Source organism: Sedimentitalea nanhaiensis DSM 24252 (genome assembly GCF_000473225.1).
GTDB lineage: Bacteria > Pseudomonadota > Alphaproteobacteria > Rhodobacterales > Rhodobacteraceae > Sedimentitalea > Sedimentitalea nanhaiensis.
This window is the reverse complement of record NZ_KI421509.1, coordinates 2,558,953-2,577,346: the sequence shown is the minus strand read 5'-3', so window position 1 is coordinate 2,577,346 and position 18,394 is coordinate 2,558,953. Positions and strand designations below refer to the sequence as shown.

General features: G+C 60.6%; 14 protein-coding genes. 7 read left to right on the top strand and 7 right to left on the bottom strand.

Annotation, left to right across the window (positions count from 1 at the left end; translation table 11 throughout):
- Positions 1–18 precede the first annotated feature (18 nt).
- The 3 genes from galU to cysQ all read right to left on the bottom strand — a co-directional run bounded on the left by galU (position 19) and on the right by cysQ (position 2,832).
- The gene (galU, locus tag NANH_RS0114455; RefSeq protein ID WP_027262688.1) at positions 19–912 is read right to left on the bottom strand and encodes a UTP--glucose-1-phosphate uridylyltransferase GalU; all 894 of its coding nucleotides are present in this window, start codon (positions 910–912) and stop codon (positions 19–21) included.
- A 322-nt stretch (positions 913–1,234) separates the two neighbouring features.
- Positions 1,235–2,035: a 3-deoxy-manno-octulosonate cytidylyltransferase gene (locus NANH_RS0114450; RefSeq protein ID WP_027262687.1), complete on the bottom strand. Its 801-nt coding sequence runs from the start codon at positions 2,033–2,035 to the stop codon at positions 1,235–1,237.
- Complete coding sequence (gene cysQ, locus NANH_RS0114445) at positions 2,035–2,832, bottom strand: 3'(2'),5'-bisphosphate nucleotidase CysQ (protein WP_027262686.1); 798 nt, start codon at positions 2,830–2,832, stop codon at positions 2,035–2,037. Before cysQ ends, NANH_RS0114450 begins: the two co-directional genes overlap by 1 nt.
- Before the next feature lie 120 nt (positions 2,833–2,952).
- On the opposite strand from cysQ, the gene NANH_RS0114440 reads away from it, so the two are divergent.
- Positions 2,953–3,774 carry an ABC transporter permease gene (locus NANH_RS0114440; protein ID WP_027262685.1) on the top strand — a complete coding sequence of 274 codons (822 nt, stop codon included), beginning with the start codon at positions 2,953–2,955 and terminating at the stop codon, positions 3,772–3,774.
- Between the two features lie 39 nt (positions 3,775–3,813).
- On the opposite strand, the gene NANH_RS0114435 is transcribed toward NANH_RS0114440, so the two are convergent.
- Complete coding sequence (locus tag NANH_RS0114435) at positions 3,814–4,416, bottom strand: alpha-ketoglutarate-dependent dioxygenase AlkB family protein (RefSeq protein WP_027262684.1); 603 nt, start codon at positions 4,414–4,416, stop codon at positions 3,814–3,816.
- A 215-nt stretch (positions 4,417–4,631) separates the two neighbouring features.
- Here NANH_RS0114435 and dnaK point away from each other — a divergent pair, with 215 nt between their 5' ends.
- The 3 genes from dnaK to radC all read left to right on the top strand — a co-directional run bounded on the left by dnaK (position 4,632) and on the right by radC (position 8,781).
- A complete protein-coding gene (gene dnaK / locus NANH_RS0114430) occupies positions 4,632–6,545 on the top strand; it encodes a molecular chaperone DnaK (RefSeq protein ID WP_027262683.1) in 1,914 nt (637 codons plus the stop codon).
- A 76-nt stretch (positions 6,546–6,621) separates the two neighbouring features.
- Positions 6,622–7,773 (top strand): molecular chaperone DnaJ, encoded by a 1,152-nt coding sequence (gene dnaJ / locus NANH_RS0114425; protein WP_027262682.1) that lies wholly within the window; start codon positions 6,622–6,624, stop codon positions 7,771–7,773.
- A gap of 243 nt (positions 7,774–8,016) precedes the next feature.
- Positions 8,017–8,781 carry a RadC family protein gene (radC, locus tag NANH_RS0114420; RefSeq protein WP_027262681.1) on the top strand — a complete coding sequence of 255 codons (765 nt, stop codon included), beginning with the start codon at positions 8,017–8,019 and terminating at the stop codon, positions 8,779–8,781.
- On the opposite strand, the gene NANH_RS0114415 is transcribed toward radC, so the two are convergent.
- Positions 8,778–10,331, bottom strand: a complete 1,554-nt coding sequence (locus NANH_RS0114415; protein ID WP_027262680.1) for a phosphate ABC transporter substrate-binding/OmpA family protein — start codon at positions 10,329–10,331, stop codon at positions 8,778–8,780. The genes radC and NANH_RS0114415 overlap by 4 nt on opposite strands.
- A 124-nt stretch (positions 10,332–10,455) precedes the next feature.
- Positions 10,456–13,161 carry a preprotein translocase subunit SecA gene (gene secA, locus NANH_RS0114410; protein ID WP_027262679.1) on the bottom strand — a complete coding sequence of 902 codons (2,706 nt, stop codon included), beginning with the start codon at positions 13,159–13,161 and terminating at the stop codon, positions 10,456–10,458.
- Positions 13,162–13,333: 172 nt separating this feature from the next.
- Between secA and NANH_RS0114405 the strand changes: the two genes are divergently transcribed.
- The 3 genes from NANH_RS0114405 to NANH_RS0114395 are packed head-to-tail and all read left to right on the top strand — an operon-like array spanning position 13,334 to position 15,836.
- Complete coding sequence (locus NANH_RS0114405) at positions 13,334–14,185, top strand: peptidylprolyl isomerase (protein ID WP_027262678.1); 852 nt, start codon at positions 13,334–13,336, stop codon at positions 14,183–14,185.
- Between the two features lie 3 nt (positions 14,186–14,188).
- Complete coding sequence (gene argJ / locus NANH_RS0114400; protein WP_027262677.1) at positions 14,189–15,415, top strand: bifunctional glutamate N-acetyltransferase/amino-acid acetyltransferase ArgJ; 1,227 nt, start codon at positions 14,189–14,191, stop codon at positions 15,413–15,415.
- 22 nt (positions 15,416–15,437) lie between these two features.
- On the top strand, positions 15,438–15,836 hold the full coding sequence (locus NANH_RS0114395) for a (deoxy)nucleoside triphosphate pyrophosphohydrolase (protein WP_027262676.1): 399 nt from the start codon (positions 15,438–15,440) through the stop codon (positions 15,834–15,836).
- Positions 15,837–15,908: 72 nt separating this feature from the next.
- Here the strand turns inward: NANH_RS0114395 and infB are convergent, their stop codons facing one another.
- The gene (gene infB / locus NANH_RS0114390; RefSeq protein ID WP_027262675.1) at positions 15,909–18,392 is read right to left on the bottom strand and encodes a translation initiation factor IF-2; all 2,484 of its coding nucleotides are present in this window, start codon (positions 18,390–18,392) and stop codon (positions 15,909–15,911) included.
- Positions 18,393–18,394: the final 2 nt, after the last annotated feature.

Genomic DNA, 18,394 nt, shown 5'->3' with positions numbered 1-18,394 from the left:
CTTGGTCTCCGTGGGCCGTTACTCGGCAGCCTTGTCAAGCTGAATCACTTCGCGCAGATAGCGCGACAGGTCGTCGCGCAGATCGTCGCGCGCCAGGGCAAAGGCGACGGTCGCCTGCAGAAAGCCCGCCTTGGAGCCACAGTCAAATCGCTGACCGCGAAACCGGAATCCAAACACCGTGTTCTCGGTGCCGATATCCTGCGCGATGGCATCGGTCAGCTGAATTTCTCCACCCGCGCCCTGCTTCATCTGATTCAGGTTCCTCAGAACCGATGGGCTCAGGATATACCGCCCGATCACCGCCAGATTCGACGGCGCCTTATCCGCTTCGGGCTTTTCGACCATGCCCTTGACCGACACGATCGACCCCATGTCTTCCCGCACGTCCAGCACGCCATAGGCACCGGCCTTTTCCGGCGGAACCTCCATCGCGGCAACCATATTGCCACCGGTTTCCTCATAGGCCTCGACCATCTGCTGCAAACAGGGTTTCTCGGCGGCAATCACGTCATCGGGCAGAATGACCGCAAAGGGTTCGTTGGCGATCAGGCGGCGCGCGCACCAGACCGCGTGGCCCAGCCCCAACGCCTTGTGCTGGCGGATATATGCAATCGCGCCGCTTTCCATGTTGGTGGCTTTCAGCACCTCCAGCAGCTCGGTCTTGCCCTTGCGGCGCAGTTCCTGCTCCAGCATCAGCGAGTGGTCAAAATAATCCTCCAGCGCACCCTTGCCCTTGGAGGTGACAAAGATGAATTCCTTGATCCCCGCCGCGCGCGCCTCGTCGATGGCGTATTGCACAAGCGGCCGGTCGACCAGGGTCATGATTTCCTTGGGAACGGATTTGGTCGCCGGCAGGAACCGCGTTCCCATTCCCGCAACCGGAAAAATCGCCTTCGTTACTTTTTTACCCATGGGTCTTCCTTGACTGTTTTCGAACGGGGCCGGAATACCGTCCTGTACTGCTACACGCATTTGGTTTGCGCTTCATTGATACCCGCACCGGTTACCGGCAATTGATAGTCGGATTTGACAAAAGTCTCGCACCGCGCCCGAATCGCCTAGCACGAAAGCCTGCAAAATGCACGTTTCGGTTGATTGCCGCATTGGCGGTCCCTTTGTTCGCATTGGTGGCCATGCAAAGCCGCGCCATCCCGCCCACCATCATAGATCCACCGGGGTTTGCGAACAACCGCGACAGAAACGACAGGCAGTTTGCTGCCATCCTGCCGGGTGGCTATTCCAACCCCATCTGGCGCATCATGGTCTCCAGTTTCGGCACGTCTTCGGGATTGTTCAACTCCCAGAATTGCCGCCCCTTCGCGTCCACCTCGACACACAGCACCTTGCGTCCGTTTTCCATGAATCGCAGCTGCTCAAGCCCTTCCAACCGCTCCAGCGGGCCTGTCGGCCAGCCGGAATAGGCCGCCAGCGCATCCGGACGATAGGCATAGACGCCGACATGGTGAAACACCGGCGTCTCCGCAGCATCGGCATAAGTCTGCGCGGTATAGGGGATCACTTCTTTCGAGAAATACATCGCGCCGTGATCGGCGGCAAAAACCGCCGTAGTGCCCCCGACCCGCCCGGCGCGCCGGTCGGCCAGAAACCCGTTCAACGCCGCCCCATCACACCGCAGCACCGGAGTGGCCACCCCGGCCTCCGGTGCCGCCCGCAGCCCGGCCACCAGATCCTCGACGAACCAGTGCGGAGTCAGCGGCGCATCCCCCTGCAGGTTCACCACGATCTCATACCTTCCGCCCAGCGCCGCATGCGCCTCGGCGCAGCGCTCGGTGCCATTGGCGCAGTCGGGCGAGGTCATCACCACCTCGGCGCCAAACGCTTCGCAGGCCACGCGGATCCGGTCGTCATCGGTGGCCACAACCACGCGGTCCACCCCCGACACGGCCTGCGCCGCTCGCCAAGAGCGTTCGACCAGGCTGCGTTTGTGCCCCGTCGCGCCGGTCAGCGGCACCAACGGCTTGCCGGGATAGCGGGTCGAGGCATAGCGGGCGGGGATCGCAACCAGAACCGACATCACGCCTCCTTCAGATCGACGCCCGGCGCATGGGCGATAAAGAACGGGTTGGCATATCCCGCCTTGCCATAGACCAGCGGGCTGTGATCGTCGAACCGCACCACCTGCCCGCCCGCACCGGCCAGAACCGCATGGCCGGCCGCCGTGTCCCACTCCATCGTGCGCCCGACGCGGGGGTACAGATCGGCCTCGCCGGTGGCCACCAGACAGAATTTCAGCGACGATCCGGCGCTTTTCATGTCCTTGACGTTATACTTGCTGATATAGTCGTCCGTCGCCTGATCGCGATGCGACTTGCTGGCCACCACCATCAATGCGCCATTGTCCGCGTCCGAGACATGTATGGCACGGGTCGGCCCGGCCTGATCCAGGTTCAGATCCCCGGTCTCCTCGACCGACTGCCCGTCGGCCAGCGTATAAAACATCCGCTGCTTGGCCGGGGCATAGACCACACCGCGCGTCGGTACGCCCTTTTCCACCAGTGCGATGTTCACGGTAAACTCGCCGCGCCGATGAATGAATTCCTTGGTGCCATCCAGCGGATCGACAATCAGGAACGTGTCGCTCCGTGTACTGTGGCTGTCCGCCTGTTCCTCGGTCACCAACATCACATCGGGAAACGCCGCGCGCAGCCCGGCCGAGATGATCGCGTCCGCCGCCTCGTCCGCCGCCGTCACCGGGCTGTCATCGGACTTGACCTTGACGTCAAAATCTTCGGACTGGTAAATCTCCATGATCTTCTCTCCGGCCTCAATGGCGAGGCGGCGGATCACGGGTATCAGACTGTCATGGGTCAAGCAAAGGCTCCGATGCAGGTTTGGTTCGTTGATTAGTGGCTTTTGCCCTCTTATGCTCAGTTGGCAACGGATCAGCAAGATTTCCCTGCCATGCTCTGCGTGTCACAGGGTCAGGACAAGATGTTTCAATACGCACAACGACGCACCAGGCTGGCAAGTGCCGCGCAGATTCTCGAACTGATCTTTCATTCGAGCGTGCGCAGCGTGCGCAAGAAACACAATAACGCCCTCGTCGCCATCGGGCTGAACATGCTGCAGGTGGTGGTGTTCGTGCTGGCGTTCTATTTCATGTTCATCATTCTGGGCCTGCGCAGTTCGGCAGTGCGCGGCGATTTCCTGCTTTACGTGATGTCCGGCATTTTCCTGTTCATGTGCCACACCAAGGCAGTAGGCGCCGTCGCCGGGGCCGAAGGGCCGAATTCGGCAATGATGCAACATGCCCCGATGAACACGTTTATCGCCATTTCGGCTGCCGCCCTGTCTTCGCTTTATGTACAGGTGCTGTCGATGTTCGTGATCCTCTACATCTACCATGTCGCCTTCACCCCGGTTCATATCGAAGATCCCGCCGCCGCATTCGGCATGCTGCTGCTGGCCTGGTTCACCGGCTGCGGGGTCGGGCTGATCTTTCTGGTGCTCAAACCCTGGTTTCCAACCGCCGTGGGCGTCATGACCACGATCTATCAACGCGCCAACATGATTGCGTCGGGTAAGATGTTTCTCGCCAACACCCTGCCCGCTTTCATGCTGGCGATGTTCGACTGGAACCCGCTGTTTCACGCCATCGACCAGGCGCGCGGCTTTGTCTTCATCAACTACAACCCGCATTACAGCAACTGGCACTACGCCCTGTGGGTCGGGGTGGTGTTGCTCATGCTGGGCCTGATGGGCGAGTTCTATACCCGCCGCCACGCCTCCCTCAGCTGGGGCGCACGACGCTGACCGGATCCGGCCGCACGCCCGCGGCGTTGTGGCCCCGGGTCACGTCACCACCCGCAGCGTCAGATTGATCCGTCCGCCACGTGGCAGCAACCGGGACGATCCGAACCGGATCCGGTCGACCCCGTGATAGATCAGCCGCGCGTCTCCCCCCATCGCCACCACATCCCCCGACGTCAGCCAGATCGATTCGGTCCGCCCCCCGCGTGTCGTGCTGCCAATGCGAAACAGCCCGTCATCCCCCAGCGACACCGATACCACCGGCCAGGTGAAATCGGCCTCGTCGCGATCCTGATGCAACCCCATCCGCGCGCCTTCGCCATACCAGTTGATCAGGCAACATTCCGGTCTGCGCGCAAGCCCGGTGACCTCGTCCCAGATCCGAAGGATGGCATCTGGTATCGGCGGCCAGCGCACCCCGCTCGGATGCTGCAGCGCATAGCGATACCCGGTCCGGTCCGAGATCCAGCCAAACGCACCGGCTGAGGTCATCCGCACCGTCATCGGCCGCCCATACGGCGTGTCCGGGCTGAACAGCGGTGCCGCCGCAACCACCCCGCGCACCGCCGCAACCACATCGGCTTGACGCCCGGGATCCAGCCACCCTTTAAAGATCGCGACGCCGCGCAAATCCAGCCGTGTCATCCGCCGCCACCCACCTTTGAGAAAAAACCCGTCGATTATCCGCGCAAATTCCTGAAATCCTGACCTCAACGATGGTTGCAGGCCGGTTTCGCGCTCCCTATATACGCCCAGACGCCGGTTGCATCAAAGCAGCATCCGGCACCGCAATCGGGGTCGGGATGCCATAACGGGTTCAGGCCTCGGGTCATCGCCTTGAACGACAAAAGGGATCAAAAATGAGCAAAGTAATCGGAATCGACCTGGGTACCACCAACAGCTGCGTCGCCATCATGGACGGCAGCCAGCCGCGCGTGATCGAAAACGCCGAAGGGGCCCGCACCACACCGTCCATCGTCGCGTTTACCGATGACGAGCGTCTGGTCGGCCAACCTGCCAAGCGTCAGGCCGTCACCAACCCGGACAACACCATTTTCGGCGTCAAGCGCCTGATCGGTCGCCGCAACGACGACAAGGATCTGGCCAAGGACAAGAAAAACCTGCCCTTCGCCGTGATCGATGGCGGCAATGGCGACGCGTGGGTTCAGGCCAAGGGCGAGAAATACAGCCCCAGCCAAATCTCCGCCTTCATCCTGGGCAAGATGAAAGAAACCGCCGAAAGCTATCTCGGTGAAGAGGTCACGCAGGCGGTCATCACCGTCCCGGCCTATTTCAACGACGCCCAGCGTCAGGCCACCAAAGACGCCGGCAAGATCGCCGGTCTCGAAGTGCTGCGCATCATCAACGAACCGACCGCAGCCGCTCTGGCCTATGGTCTGGACAAGGAAAACACCCACACCATCGCGGTTTATGACCTGGGCGGCGGCACGTTCGACGTGACCATCCTTGAAATCGACGACGGATTGTTCGAGGTCAAATCGACCAATGGCGACACCTTCCTGGGTGGCGAAGACTTTGACATGCGCATCGTCAACTATCTGGCGGGCGAGTTCAAAAAGGAAAACGGCGTCGACCTGACCAAGGACAAGATGGCTCTGCAGCGGCTGAAAGAGGCTGCCGAAAAAGCCAAGATCGAACTGTCCAGCGCCAACCAGACCGAAATCAACCAGCCGTTCATCTCGATGGACCCCAAGGGTGGCCAGCCGCTGCACATGGTCATGAAACTGACCCGCTCCAAACTCGAGCAGCTGGTCGGCGATCTGATCAAGGCCTCGCTGAAACCCTGTCAGGCCGCGCTCAAGGACGCCGGCATGTCCGCCAACGAGATCGACGAGATCGTTCTGGTCGGCGGTATGACCCGGATGCCCAAAGTGGTCGAAGAAGTGACCAAGTTCTTTGGCAAAGAGCCGCACAAGGGCGTGAACCCCGACGAAGTCGTCGCCATGGGCGCCGCCATTCAGGCCGGTGTTCTTCAGGGCGACGTCAAAGACGTGGTTCTGCTGGACGTGACGCCGCTGTCCTTGGGTATCGAAACCCTGGGCGGTGTGTTCACCCGTCTGATCGACCGCAACACCACGATCCCGACCAAAAAGTCGCAGATTTTTTCGACCGCCGAAGACAACCAGAACGCCGTGACCATCCGGGTGTTCCAGGGCGAGCGTGAAATGGCAGCCGACAACAAGATCCTGGGCCAGTTCAACCTGGAAAACATCCCCCCGGCCCCGCGCGGCATGCCGCAGATCGAGGTGACGTTCGACATCGACGCCAACGGCATCGTGTCGGTCGGCGCGCTCGACAAGGGCACCGGCAAGGAACAAAAGATCACCATCCAGGCTTCGGGTGGTCTGTCGGATGAAGATATCGAAAAAATGGTCAAGGACGCCGAAGAGAACGCCGAAGCGGACAAGGAACGCCGCGAGCTGATCGAGGCCAGAAACCAGGCAGAAAGCCTCATCCACTCGACCGAGAAATCGGTGGAAGAGCATTCCGACAAGGTCGACCCGACCACCGTCGAGGCGATCGAACTGGCCATTGCCGCGCTCAAGGACGAGCTGGAAACCGACAAGGTCGACAAGATCAAGTCCGGCATCCAGAACGTCACCGAAGCGGCGATGAAGCTGGGCGAAGCGATCTACAAGGCGAGCCAGGAGTCCGAGGACGAGCCCGCCGCCGCTGATTCTGCTTCGGCCGGCGGGGACGATGACATCGTCGACGCCGAGTTCGAAGACCTGGACGATGACAAGCGTGCGTAACGCGCGAATCTGAACGCGGACGGGCCGGCCCGATCACCGGGTCGGCCCTCTGACGTTCAGGCAGGAGGACATTAAGATGTCAAAACGTGATTTCTATGACGTGCTTGGCCTGTCCAAAGGCGCATCCCCCGACGAAATCAAAAAAGCATACCGCACCAAGGCCAAGGAACTGCATCCGGATCGCAACGCCGACAATCCAGCGGCCGAATCCCAGTTCAAAGAGGCCAACGAGGCCTATGAGGTACTCAAGGACGCGGACAAGAAAGCTGCGTATGACCGCTTTGGCCATGCCGCATTCGAAGGCGGCATGGGCGGCGGCGGCGGAGCGCGCCCCGGTCACGGCCATGGCGGCGGCGATTTCTCATCCGCCTTTTCCGATGTGTTCGACGACCTGTTCGGCGATTTCATGGGCGGACAGCAACGCGGCGGCGGTCGGCGCGCGGCGCGCGGATCGGATCTGCGCTACAACCTGCGCATCTCGATGGAAGAGGCGTTTGCCGGTCTGCAAAAAACCATCAATGTGCCCACCGCAGTGGCCTGTTCGTCCTGCGACGGCACCGGGGCCGAAGGCGGTGCCGAGCCGACCACCTGCCCGACCTGTTCCGGCATGGGCAAGGTGCGTGCGCAACAGGGGTTCTTTACCGTCGAACGCACCTGCCCGACCTGTTCGGGTCTGGGCCAGATCATCAAGAACCCGTGCAATTCCTGTCACGGTCAGGGCCGGGTCGAAAAAGACCGCGCGCTGAACGTCAACATCCCTCCGGGGGTCGAAACCGGCACCCGCATCCGTTTGGCCGGCGAAGGCGAAGCAGGCATGCGCGGCGGACCTCCGGGCGACCTCTACATCTTTGTCGAGGTCCAGGCCCACGAGCTGTTCGAACGCGACGGCACCAACCTCTATTGCCGGGTTCCGGTCAGCATGGCCAAGGCCGCGCTGGGCGGCGACATCGAAGTGCCCACGATTGACGGTGGCCGGGGCCGGGTCAAGATCCCCTCCGGCAGCCAGTCGGGTCGCCAGATGCGCCTGCGCGGCAAGGGCATGCCCGCCCTGCGCGGCGGTGGCATCGGCGACATGTTCATCGAACTGGCCGTGGAAACCCCGGTCAACCTGACCAGCCGCCAAAAGGAACTGCTGCGCGAATTCGCAGACCTGAGCGAAGACAACAACCCCGAATCCAAGACCTTCTTCTCGTCGGTCAAATCCTTCTGGGACAGCATGAAGGGGTGAGCGGGTCTCCCGAAAGTCGTCCAGTGGACGACTTTCGCCGGCGAACGGGCGTAGCCCCACAAAACCAGAGCGGCAATCGCCGCTGCCTGACGCTCCAAAAGGCACCGCCCGCCCGGGCTGGTGCTTTTTTGCTGTCCTGCTTGGCGTATGCACGCAGTATGTACGCGTGCCATACCGACAATTTGGCGCTCGGGGCAGCCCCCGTTAACCGAATATTCACCGCGTTTGCCGCATCGTTTTTGCATGAGCAACGGACACTCCTTTCGCGAGGCGCCCCAATCGCTGTTTGACAGCGACGAAGCGCCGATCATGCCCCAGCCCGGCGGCGGCAAGCCGCCTTCCTACATCGCCGATCACCGGCAACGTCTGCGCGAACGGTTTATGGCGGGCGGGGCTGCGGCGATGCCGGATTACGAACTGCTGGAACTGGTCCTGTTCCGCGCCATCCCCCGCCGCGACGTCAAACCTCTGGCCCGCCACCTGCTTGAAGCTTTTGGCGATTTCAACCGGGTGCTGACTGCCCCGCGCGAACGGCTGGCCCAGATCAAAGGCGTGGGCGATGCGGTGATCACCGATCTCAAGGTTGTCGAGGCCGCGGCCCATCGCATGGCCCGCTCCAGAGTGTTGCAAAAGCACGTTATCTCCAGTTGGGATGCGATCCTGGACTATTGCCACACCACCATGGCCCATCGCGAAACCGAACAATTTCGGGTCCTGTATCTGGACCGCAAGAACACCCTGATCGCCGACGAGGAACAGGCCAAGGGCACCGTCGATCATGTCCCGGTTTACCCGCGCGAAGTCGCAAAACGGGCGCTGGAACTGAACGCCAGCGCGTTGATTTTGGTGCACAATCACCCCTCTGGCGATCCAACGCCGTCACAGGCCGATATCGATATGACCGCCCAGGTACAGGCCGCCTGTACCGCCCTTGGGCTGGTGCTGCATGACCACCTGATTATCGGCAAATCGCGCGAACTCAGCTTTCGCGCCGAGAGGTATCTCTAGCGCACCCAGACCTCGACCCGCCGGTTGATCTTCCGTCCCCAGGCGCTGTCATCGCAAGCCATCGGCAACGCCTCTCCAAAGGCCGCAATCTCGATCTGCAGCGTGTCCGGATCCACGGTTTCCGCCGCCCGCAACACTGCTTCCCGCACCGCCTTGGCCCTTGATTCTGCTATTCTTTTATTGCCATCCGCAGGCCCCTCACCATCGCTGAACCCGACCAGGACAAGCTGCTTGGCGTCATAATCTCCGGCCTCAAGCGCACGCGCCAACTGCAGTACATTATCGCGCGATTGCGCATCCGGCCGCGACGAGCCTGCCTCGAACCGAAACGATGTCGTCAGCCGCGCCATAGGCTCTAACAAGGCCACCATCCGCTGCAATTCCAACAACGTCACTTCGCCGCCCGCCGACCTGATCGCATTGGCGAACCGATGGCCCTGCATCGCAACCGAAATCTGTTCCGGCAACTGATCCACCAACCCCGCCCGCCGGATCACGATCTGCGCCGCCGGGCTGCGGGAATAAGCCAGAAACTCGCGCGCTACATGCGGCAAGCGCCGGGCGGGAAGGTAGAGAAACATCGGTGCGGTCAAGGGATAATCCTCGGTTTTGATGCTGCGGCGACTGGCCGTCAAAGCCGATCCACAAGACCCGTCCAATTTCAGCGCCCGTGTGACACCCAGTCCTGAATAGCTCGTAAGACCCAAAGCCAACGGATCCCGACCGACCGCCTTGACCAATGCGTCGTTGCGCGTATGGCGTACGGGATCTGACATCAAATCCAGCCCCTGCGGTCGCAAAATTCGATCCTCGGCAGCCTGGGTCAGCCCCGATCCATCCTGCGGCAAATGTACGGATATCGGCGCATCCGGCCCGCCCAATTCGGACCAGTTGTCGATTTGACCCGCCAACACTTTGGCCAGTTCCAGGGGCGAAATCTGGCGTAGCGGATTTTCCGGCGCCACAACCGGGACGATCGCATCCAGCGCCAGGACCCGGCCCCGCTCGCTAAGGTCTCCCATGCTGGCAATTCTTGCAAGTCGGCGTTCCCGGGGGCGTATTTCGCGCAGCGCCATCACGATATCGGCCTCATTGGCCAAAAGATCGGCAAAACCTTCGTCGGTGCTGGTGGCATGAAAGGTAAATTGCGCCACCATCCGCTTCTGGTGGAGGTCAAACAGATCATAGCGAAACCGCGCGCTGCTTTCCACATGGCGCTCAGCCCGAAACCCGCCGTGCAGAGCAAAACCTTCGATCAGGGCGGGCAACAACACGTCTGCCATTGTGGACTCGCCCGAAAACCCCACTTCGGCCACGTAGTCGGACAGGTTTGGGCAACCGGGGCCATCGCATAGAACGCCGGATCCATCCAAGGTCAATTCACCGAACCGGGTGTCGATGCGATAGAATTCACCATCGAAACCCAGCAGATTTCCGCTCACTTCGACCGCGCCATCGGGCGACGTCAGGGTCACATCCTGCGCCAGAACCGGCTGTTGCGCGTTCCAAAGAAAGAAGCCAGCAAAAAACGCCGCGCGAAACCTAGCCATCTCTTGTCCTGCTCAACCCGTCTGATCCAGGCGCGATCATTGGGTCAGACAGCAGAATGTTCAACAGCGGAAAGGCCCGTCGGTTGAATGAGCTCAGGGACTTAGAACGGCACAGACACCGCTGCTATTGCAATCGCCCGTGGCAATGCTTGAATTTGTTGCCGCTGCCGCAGGGGCATTTCTCGTTGCGCCCCGGATTTCCCCAGGTTTCAGGGTCGTCCTCGACAAAGCCCGCGCGCGCCTGGCCTTCCGTTTTGACCGGCTCTCCAGAGGCAGGCTTCGGTACGGACGCCTGGGCTTGCTGATGCTGGGCTGCAATCTGTGCCATCATCTGTTGCTGTTCTTCCTGCGTCAGCGGGCGAAGCTGCGCCAGTTGCTGGGTGACTGTTTCGCGCAATCCATCCAGCAGGCCCTCGAACAATTGGAATGCCTCGGTTTTGTATTCGTTCAACGGATCGCGCTGTGCATAGCCCCGGAATCCGACGACCGAGCGCAGATGTTCCAGCGTCAACAGATGCTCGCGCCACTTGGAGTCGATGGCCTGCAACAGCACCTGTTTTTCGATATTGCGCATGTTTTCCGGTCCGAACGCCACCGCCTTCTTGGCCATCATCTCGTCGGTGGCCTTGACCAGACGCTCGCGGATCGCCTCGTCATCGACACCTTCTTCCGCGGCCCATTCCATAACTGGCACGTCGACACCCAGCTTTTCGATGACCTGCGCATACAGACCTTCGGTATCCCACTGATCGGCATAGGATTTTGGCGGCATGTAGGTATCGATCAAATCGTCTATCACCTGCGCGCGCATATCGCCGGCAATTTCCGACAGGTCTTCGGCCCCCATGATCTCGCGGCGTTGGCTAAAGATCACCTTGCGCTGTTCGTTCATCACGTCATCGAATTTCAACACGTTCTTGCGCATGTCGAAATTGCGGCCCTCAACCTTGGCCTGGGCACGTTCAAGCGACTTGTTCACCCAGGGATGAACGATCGCCTCGCCTTCCTTCAGCCCCAGGGTCTTGAGCACCTTGTCCAGCCGATCAGAACCGAAAATGCGCATCAGGTCGTCTTCGAGGCTGAGATAGAACGCCGTGCGTCCCGGGTCACCCTGACGCCCCGAACGCCCCCGCAGCTGATTGTCGATGCGGCGGCTTTCGTGACGCTCCGAAGCCATGACATACAGACCGCCAGCGTCGATCACCTTTTGCTTTTCTTCGGCGTGCTTTGCCTCTTCGGCTGTGCGCAGTTCGACCGGATCGGCATCGGGGTTCTCGGCCATGGCCGCCAGGACCTTCATTTCGACGTTGCCACCCAACTGAATGTCGGTGCCGCGTCCGGCCATGTTTGTGGCAATCGTAACCGCCCCCAGACGGCCGGCATCCGCGACGATCTCGGCCTCTTTCTCGTGCTGACGCGCATTCAGAACGTTATGTATCACCCCGGCCTGGGTCAGCAGCTGGCTCAGCATTTCCGACTTTTCGATCGAGGTCGTACCGACCAGCACCGGCTGGCCCTTGGCATTGGCCTCCTTGATCTGTTCGATCATCGCCTCGTATTTCTCGCGCGCGGTGCGATAGACCTGATCGTCCTCGTCGATGCGGGCGATCTCGCGGTTGGTGGGGATTTCGACGACACCCAGGCCATAGATCTCGTGGAACTCCTCGGCCTCGGTCACAGCGGTACCGGTCATGCCGCACAATCCGTCATACAGGCGAAAGTAATTCTGGAACGTCACGCTGGCCAAGGTGACGTTTTCAGGCTGAATCTTCTCGCCTTCCTTAGCTTCGATAGCCTGATGCAACCCTTCGGACAAGCGGCGCCCGGCCATCATCCGACCGGTGAATTCATCGATCAGAACCACTTCGCCGTCACGCACGATATAGTCCTTGTCCTTTTGGAACAATTTATGCGCGCGCAGGCCCTGGTTCACATGGTGCACGATGGTTGTGCTTTCCGGATCGTACAGCGATTGCTCGGGATCCAGCAGACCACGGGCTTGCAACTGCTGTTCCAGGTACTCGTTGCCATCGTCGGTAAACGTGACGTTCCGGGTCTTTTCATCAATGGTAAAGTGGTCTTCGGTCAGCGCAGGGATCACCGCGTCGATCTTTTGATACAACTCCGAGCGATCCTCGGCAGGCCCCGAAATGATCAGCGGCGTGCGCGCCTCGTCGATCAGGATGCTGTCAACCTCGTCCACGATGGCAAAGTTGTGATACTTCTGGCAAACTTCGGCCAGATCCGACTTCAGGTTATCGCGCAGATAGTCGAACCCGAATTCGTTGTTGGTGCCATAGGTGACATCGCTGCCATAGGCTGCGGGTTTTTCCGCCTGGTTCATCCCCGGATAAATCACGCCGGTGGTCATCCCCAGCGCGGCAAAGACCTTGCCCATCCATTCGCTGTCACGCCGCGCCAGATAGTCGTTCACTGTGACCACGTGCACACCCTTGCCGGTCAGCGCATTCAAATAGGCCGGAAAGGTGGCGACCAGCGTCTTGCCTTCGCCAGTCTTCATTTCAGCGATATTCCCCTGATGCAGGAAAACCCCGCCCATCAGCTGCACGTCAAAGGCGCGCAGGCCCAAGGCGCGCCTTGCGGCTTCGCGGCAATTGGCAAAGGCCTCGGGCAACAGATCATCCAGACTGGTTCCGTCCAGCGCGCGTTTGCGCAGATCCTCGGTTTTTTCCTTAAGCCCGTCATCGCTGAGCTTCTCGAATTCCGGCTCAAGCGCGTTGATCTGATCAATCAGCGGACGCGTCGCCTTGATCTTGCGGTCGTTCGGTGTGCCGAACACCTTTTTGGCGATAGTTCCGAATCCCAGCATGATCTCTCCAGCCGATCTGACTTTTCCTGTTTGGTGCAGGCTTGCCCGCCCTGCCTGCAACCCATAGATACGGGGAAGACGACGGTGCTGCATAGGCCACAAGGCGATGTAAGGGCCGCGTGAAACAGTGTCAACGCCGCGCCCCGTCGCGACCCCCGAATAGGAAGATTCCATGCCCAAACACCTCACTTTTCTATCTGTAGTGGCGCTGTCCGCCGCATTAGGTCTACCTGTTTTTGCCGCAGACGCCCCCACTGCGGATACCGTTGTCGCGCGGATCAATGACCAGGAGATCACGATAGGCCACATGATTGTCGCCCGGGCGACGCTGCCTCAGCAGTATCAGCAGATGCCGGCCGATATGCTGTATAATGCCATTCTCGAGCAGTTGATCCAGCAGAGCGCGCTGGTGCAGTCGCGCACCGGGGATGTACCGCAACAGGTGACAATTGCCCTGGAAAACGAGCGTCGCTCGCTGTTGGCAGCAGATGCGATTGAAACCTTCATGCAGGGTGTTGGCAGCGAGGAAGAGATCCGCGCAGCCTATGAAGCAAAATACGCCGATGGCTTTGGCGAAACCGAATACGACGCGTCGCATATCCTGGTCGAAACCCAGGAGGAAGCAGCCGCGATCAAGGCCGATCTGGATGGCGGCGCGGATTTTGCCGAAACGGCCAAGATCAAATCCACCGGACCCTCTGGACCCAACGGCGGCGCTTTGGGATGGTTCGGCGAGGGCGCGATGGTGCCCGAATTCCAAGAGGCCGTTGTTGCACTGCAGCCCGGACAGATCTCGGATCCGGTCCAGACCAAATTCGGCTGGCATATCATCAAGCTGAACGATTCGCGCAACAAGGCCGCGCCAGAGTTCGCCGACGTGCGCGACGAACTTCTGGCAAAGCTGCGCCAGGACGCGGTCGAATCCCAAATCGAGGATCTGACCCGCAAGGCGACCGTCGAACGCCCGACCATCGACGGCCTGCAGCCTGACATCCTGCAAAACTTCGAGCTGCTGGGAAACTGATCCATGGCAAAAATCACCGTGCGGTCACCGCTGGCTCCGGCTGGCTTTCCCGATCTGCCCTTGGTCAGGGGCGTGCGCTTCGCGTCTGCCGCCGCCGGTGTACGATACAGCGGGCGTACCGATGTCATGTTGGCGGTTCTGGACGCGGGCACATCGGTGGCCGGCGTTTTCACCCGCTCTGCCACCCGGTCGGCTCCGGTTCTCGACTGCCAATCGAAACTGGGTGGCGTGTGTAGCGACAGCGCCGCGATTCTGGTGAATTCCGGTAACTCCAACGCGTTCACCGGGCATTTTGGCCAAACATCCGTCCAGGAAATCACCAATGCGGTTGCCCGGATCACCAACGTTCCGGTGGGCAGGGTGTTTACCGCATCGACTGGCGTCATCGGCGAACCGCTGCCGCACGACAAGATCATACGGAAGTTGACCGAATTGAACGATGCGCTGGACCTGGGCGGGATCGAAGACGCTGCGCGCGCCATCATGACCACGGATACCTTTGCCAAAGGGTCCGGAGCGACGTTGGACATCGACGGCCAGCCCGTGACCATTGCCGGAATCGCCAAGGGTTCGGGCATGATCGCGCCGGATATGGCAACCATGCTGGTATATATCTTTACAGATGCCCATGTGGCGCAGGACCGGCTGCAGCTGCTGCTGTCGGAATTGACCGACAAGACGTTCAACTGCATCACGGTAGACAGCGACACCTCGACCAGCGACAGCCTGATGTTGTGCGCCACCGGAGCGTCCGGCGTCGACGCCACCGACCACTCCGAATTTCGCCAAGCCCTTGGTAATGTGATGTTGGATCTGGCGCATCAGGTGGTGCGGGACGGCGAAGGAGCCAGCAAGTTCGTGGAAATCCGAATCACCGGCGCAGCCAGCGATGCGGACGCCAAAATTCACGGCATGGCCATCGCCAACTCACCGCTCGTTAAAACCGCTATTGCCGGCGAAGATCCGAACTGGGGCCGTGTCGTCATGGCAATCGGCAAGTCCGGCGCAGCCGCCGATCGCGACCGGCTGAGCATTCGCTTCGGTGACGTCCTTGTGGCCGAAAACGGTTGGGTCAGCCCGGACTACCGGGAAGAAGCGGCAGCCGCCCATATGAAAGGCCAGGACCTGTCCATTTCAGTCGATCTGGGCCTGAGCGATGGGCAGGCAACAGTCTGGACCTGCGATTTGACACACGGGTACATCGACATCAACGCGGACTACCGGTCTTGACCGTGAATGGCGGGATGTGCCGATGAAAACCGTGTTGGTGTCTGCGGTTGCGCTGATCGATGTAGACGGACGGGTTTTGCTGGCGCAACGCCCCAAAGGCAAGTCGATGGCGGGTCTATGGGAATTTCCCGGCGGCAAGGTCGAGCCGGGAGAAACGCCCGAAGTGGCGTTGATCCGCGAGTTGAACGAAGAGCTGGCCATCGACACATGGGCGTCTTGCCTGGCGCCATTGACCTTTGCCAGCCACGGCTATGACGATTTTCATCTATTGATGCCGCTGTTTGCCTGTCGCAAGTGGCAGGGAATCGTGCGCGCCAACGAAGGCCAGGAATTGGCCTGGGTCCGACCTCAGGATCTCAGATCATATCCAATGCCTCCGGCAGACATCCCGCTGATCCCGATCCTGCGCGACTGGCTCTAGCCATTCACTTCGCGCAAACACAAAGGGCACGCCCGTTATGGACGTGCCCCGATGCTCTTGCGACGGCACTGATCAGGTCAGCGTGCGGGTCACTTCTTCGCGTTCGAAGATTTCGATGACATCCTTGGGTCGGACGTCGTCGTAGTTCTCGAATGCCATGCCGCATTCCTGACCGGATTGTACTTCGGCGACTTCATCCTTGAAGCGTTTCAGCGTTTTCAACGTGCCCTCGTGAATTACGACGTTGTCGCGCAGCAGACGAACACCTGCGGACCGGCGTGCAATCCCTTCGGTAACCAGACACCCGGCGACTTTGCCGACGCCAGTGACCTTGAACACTTCTTTGATCTCGGCATATCCGATGAACTTCTCGCGGATTTCGGCGCTGAGCAAACCGCTTGCGGCCGCCTTCACATCATCCACAAGATCGTAGATCACCGAATAGTACCGGATCTCGACACCTTTCTGGTTCGCGGTGTTTCGCGCGCTGGCATTGGCCCGGACGTTAAAGCCCATGATCGGGGCGTTGCTGGCCTCGGCCAGGCCGACATCGGTTTCGGTAATAGCACCGACACCCGAGTGCAGCACACGTACACGAACCTCGTCGTTGCCGATCTTCTCCATCGCCTGAACGATTGCTTCAGCCGAACCCTGGACATCCGCCTTGAGCAGAATTGGCAGTTCGCTGACGGTCTCGTCGGCTTTGGCGTTTGCCATCAACTGCTCCAGCGTCGTCGCTGCCCCGGCAGCGGCGCGTTTGTCCTTGGCCGCATTGGCCCGGTACTCGGCGATTTCACGCGCCTGCGCTTCGGTCTCGGTAACGTTCAGAACATCGCCCGCTTCGGGTGTGCCATTCAGGCCAAGAACCTCGACGGGAACCGACGGACCCGCCTCTTTGACGCGCTCGCCCTTGTCGTTCTCCATCGCGCGAACCTTGCCCCACTGTTCGCCGACGACAAAGATGTCGCCCTGACGCAATGTGCCGGTCTCTACAAGAACGGTGGCGACCGGGCCGCGGCCAATATCCAGCTTTGCCTCGATCACCGCACCCTGCGCCGCGCGATCCGGGTTCGCTTTCAGTTCAAGCAATTCGGATTGCAGCGAGATGGCTTCCAACAGTTCGTCCAGACCGGTGCCATTGATCGCCGAAACCTCGACATCCTGCACTTCGCCAGACATTTTCTCTACGATGACTTCGTGCTGCAACAGATCGGTGCGCACCTTGTCAGGATTGGCATCCGGACGGTCGATCTTGTTGATCGCCACAATCATCGGCACTCCGGCTGCCTTGGCGTGGTTGATCGCCTCGATGGTCTGCGGCATCACCGCGTCATCGGCAGCCACCACCAGCACCACGATATCCGTCACCTGTGCACCGCGAGAGCGCATCGAGGTAAAGGCCGCGTGGCCCGGCGTATCCAGGAAGGTCAGCAACTGACCGTCTTCGGTTTTCACCTGATAGGCGCCGATGTGCTGGGTGATGCCGCCGGCCTCGCCAGAAACCACTTTGGCGTTGCGGATTGCATCCAACAGAGAGGTCTTGCCGTGATCGACATGGCCCATGACGGTAATGACCGGCGGGCGGGGTTGAAGATCCTTGCTGTCTTCCTCGACCTTGGTGATCACGTCCTCGACGTCGGCATCGGAAACCCGGACCACATTGTGGCCAAACTCCTCGATGATCAGTTCTGCGGTATCTGCATCGATGGTCTGATTCTGGGTGACCATCATGCCCATCTGCATCAACGACTTGACCACCGCTCCGACGCGTTCGGCCATGCGGTTTGCCAGTTCCGACACCACAATCGCCTCGGGCAGATTGACGTTGCGCACAATTTTTTCACGCTCGACGTTGCCACCCATTGCCTTTTGGCGGGCGCGTTCCTGCTTGCGTTTCATGGCGGCCATCGACCGATGTCGACCACCTTCTCCGCCGCGCAGAGCCTGGTTCAACGTCAGTTTGCCCGAGCGGCGACCGTCGTCATCGCGACCCTTGTTGCGCGCAGGGCGCTGATCGCGGTCTTGATCGGTCTTGCGCGGTGTCGCGGCTGCAGGTTTCGCAGGGGCCCGGTTCACAGGGCTGGCGGCTCCCGGCTCGGGAGCGGACGCGGCACGCTTGGCTGCGGCCTCGGCTTCTTCGCGCTGGCGCTTCTCTTCTTCGGCCTTGGCCTTGAGAGCCTCTTCGCGTTCTTTTTCCTCACGCTCCTTGGCTTCAATCTCGGCCCGGCGGCGCTCGCGATCGGCGGCGCGCTCCTGCTCTTCGGCCGCACGCTGAGCGGCCTCTTCGACCTCACGCGCCTTCGCGGCCTGCACAGCCCGAAGACGGCGATCCATTTCCGCGTCAGAAATTCCTGCAGGCCGCCTTGAAGGATCGCCCCCCGCGGCGGACTTGGCGCCTCCCGCTTTGCCGGCACCCGGCTTGGGAACCACAACGCGCTTGCGTTTGGTTTCAACCACGACATTCTTCGTCCGCCCGTGGCTGAAACTTTGTTTCACGTTCCCCGGACGGGAACCCCCACGCAGACCCAAGGTCTTTTTGCCGTCAGTATCGCTCATAA

What these genes read in the sequence shown, in the direction of transcription:
- radC (WP_027262681.1), top strand. Translation starts at nt 8,017, where the DNA reads ATGAGCAACGGACACTCCTTTCGCGAGGCGCCCCAATCGCTGTTTGAC.
- NANH_RS0114450 (WP_027262687.1), bottom strand. Translation starts at nt 2,035, where the DNA reads ATGTCGGTTCTGGTTGCGATCCCCGCCCGCTATGCCTCGACCCGCTAT.
- NANH_RS0114405 (WP_027262678.1), top strand. Translation starts at nt 13,334, where the DNA reads ATGCCCAAACACCTCACTTTTCTATCTGTAGTGGCGCTGTCCGCCGCA.
- dnaJ (WP_027262682.1), top strand. Translation starts at nt 6,622, where the DNA reads ATGTCAAAACGTGATTTCTATGACGTGCTTGGCCTGTCCAAAGGCGCA.
- NANH_RS0114395 (WP_027262676.1), top strand. Translation starts at nt 15,438, where the DNA reads ATGAAAACCGTGTTGGTGTCTGCGGTTGCGCTGATCGATGTAGACGGA.
- galU (WP_027262688.1), bottom strand. Translation starts at nt 912, where the DNA reads ATGGGTAAAAAAGTAACGAAGGCGATTTTTCCGGTTGCGGGAATGGGA.
- dnaK (WP_027262683.1), top strand. Translation starts at nt 4,632, where the DNA reads ATGAGCAAAGTAATCGGAATCGACCTGGGTACCACCAACAGCTGCGTC.
- argJ (WP_027262677.1), top strand. Translation starts at nt 14,189, where the DNA reads ATGGCAAAAATCACCGTGCGGTCACCGCTGGCTCCGGCTGGCTTTCCC.
- NANH_RS0114435 (WP_027262684.1), bottom strand. Translation starts at nt 4,416, where the DNA reads ATGACACGGCTGGATTTGCGCGGCGTCGCGATCTTTAAAGGGTGGCTG.
- NANH_RS0114415 (WP_027262680.1), bottom strand. Translation starts at nt 10,331, where the DNA reads ATGGCTAGGTTTCGCGCGGCGTTTTTTGCTGGCTTCTTTCTTTGGAAC.
- infB (WP_027262675.1), bottom strand. Translation starts at nt 18,392, where the DNA reads ATGAGCGATACTGACGGCAAAAAGACCTTGGGTCTGCGTGGGGGTTCC.
- NANH_RS0114440 (WP_027262685.1), top strand. Translation starts at nt 2,953, where the DNA reads ATGTTTCAATACGCACAACGACGCACCAGGCTGGCAAGTGCCGCGCAG.
- secA (WP_027262679.1), bottom strand. Translation starts at nt 13,161, where the DNA reads ATGCTGGGATTCGGAACTATCGCCAAAAAGGTGTTCGGCACACCGAAC.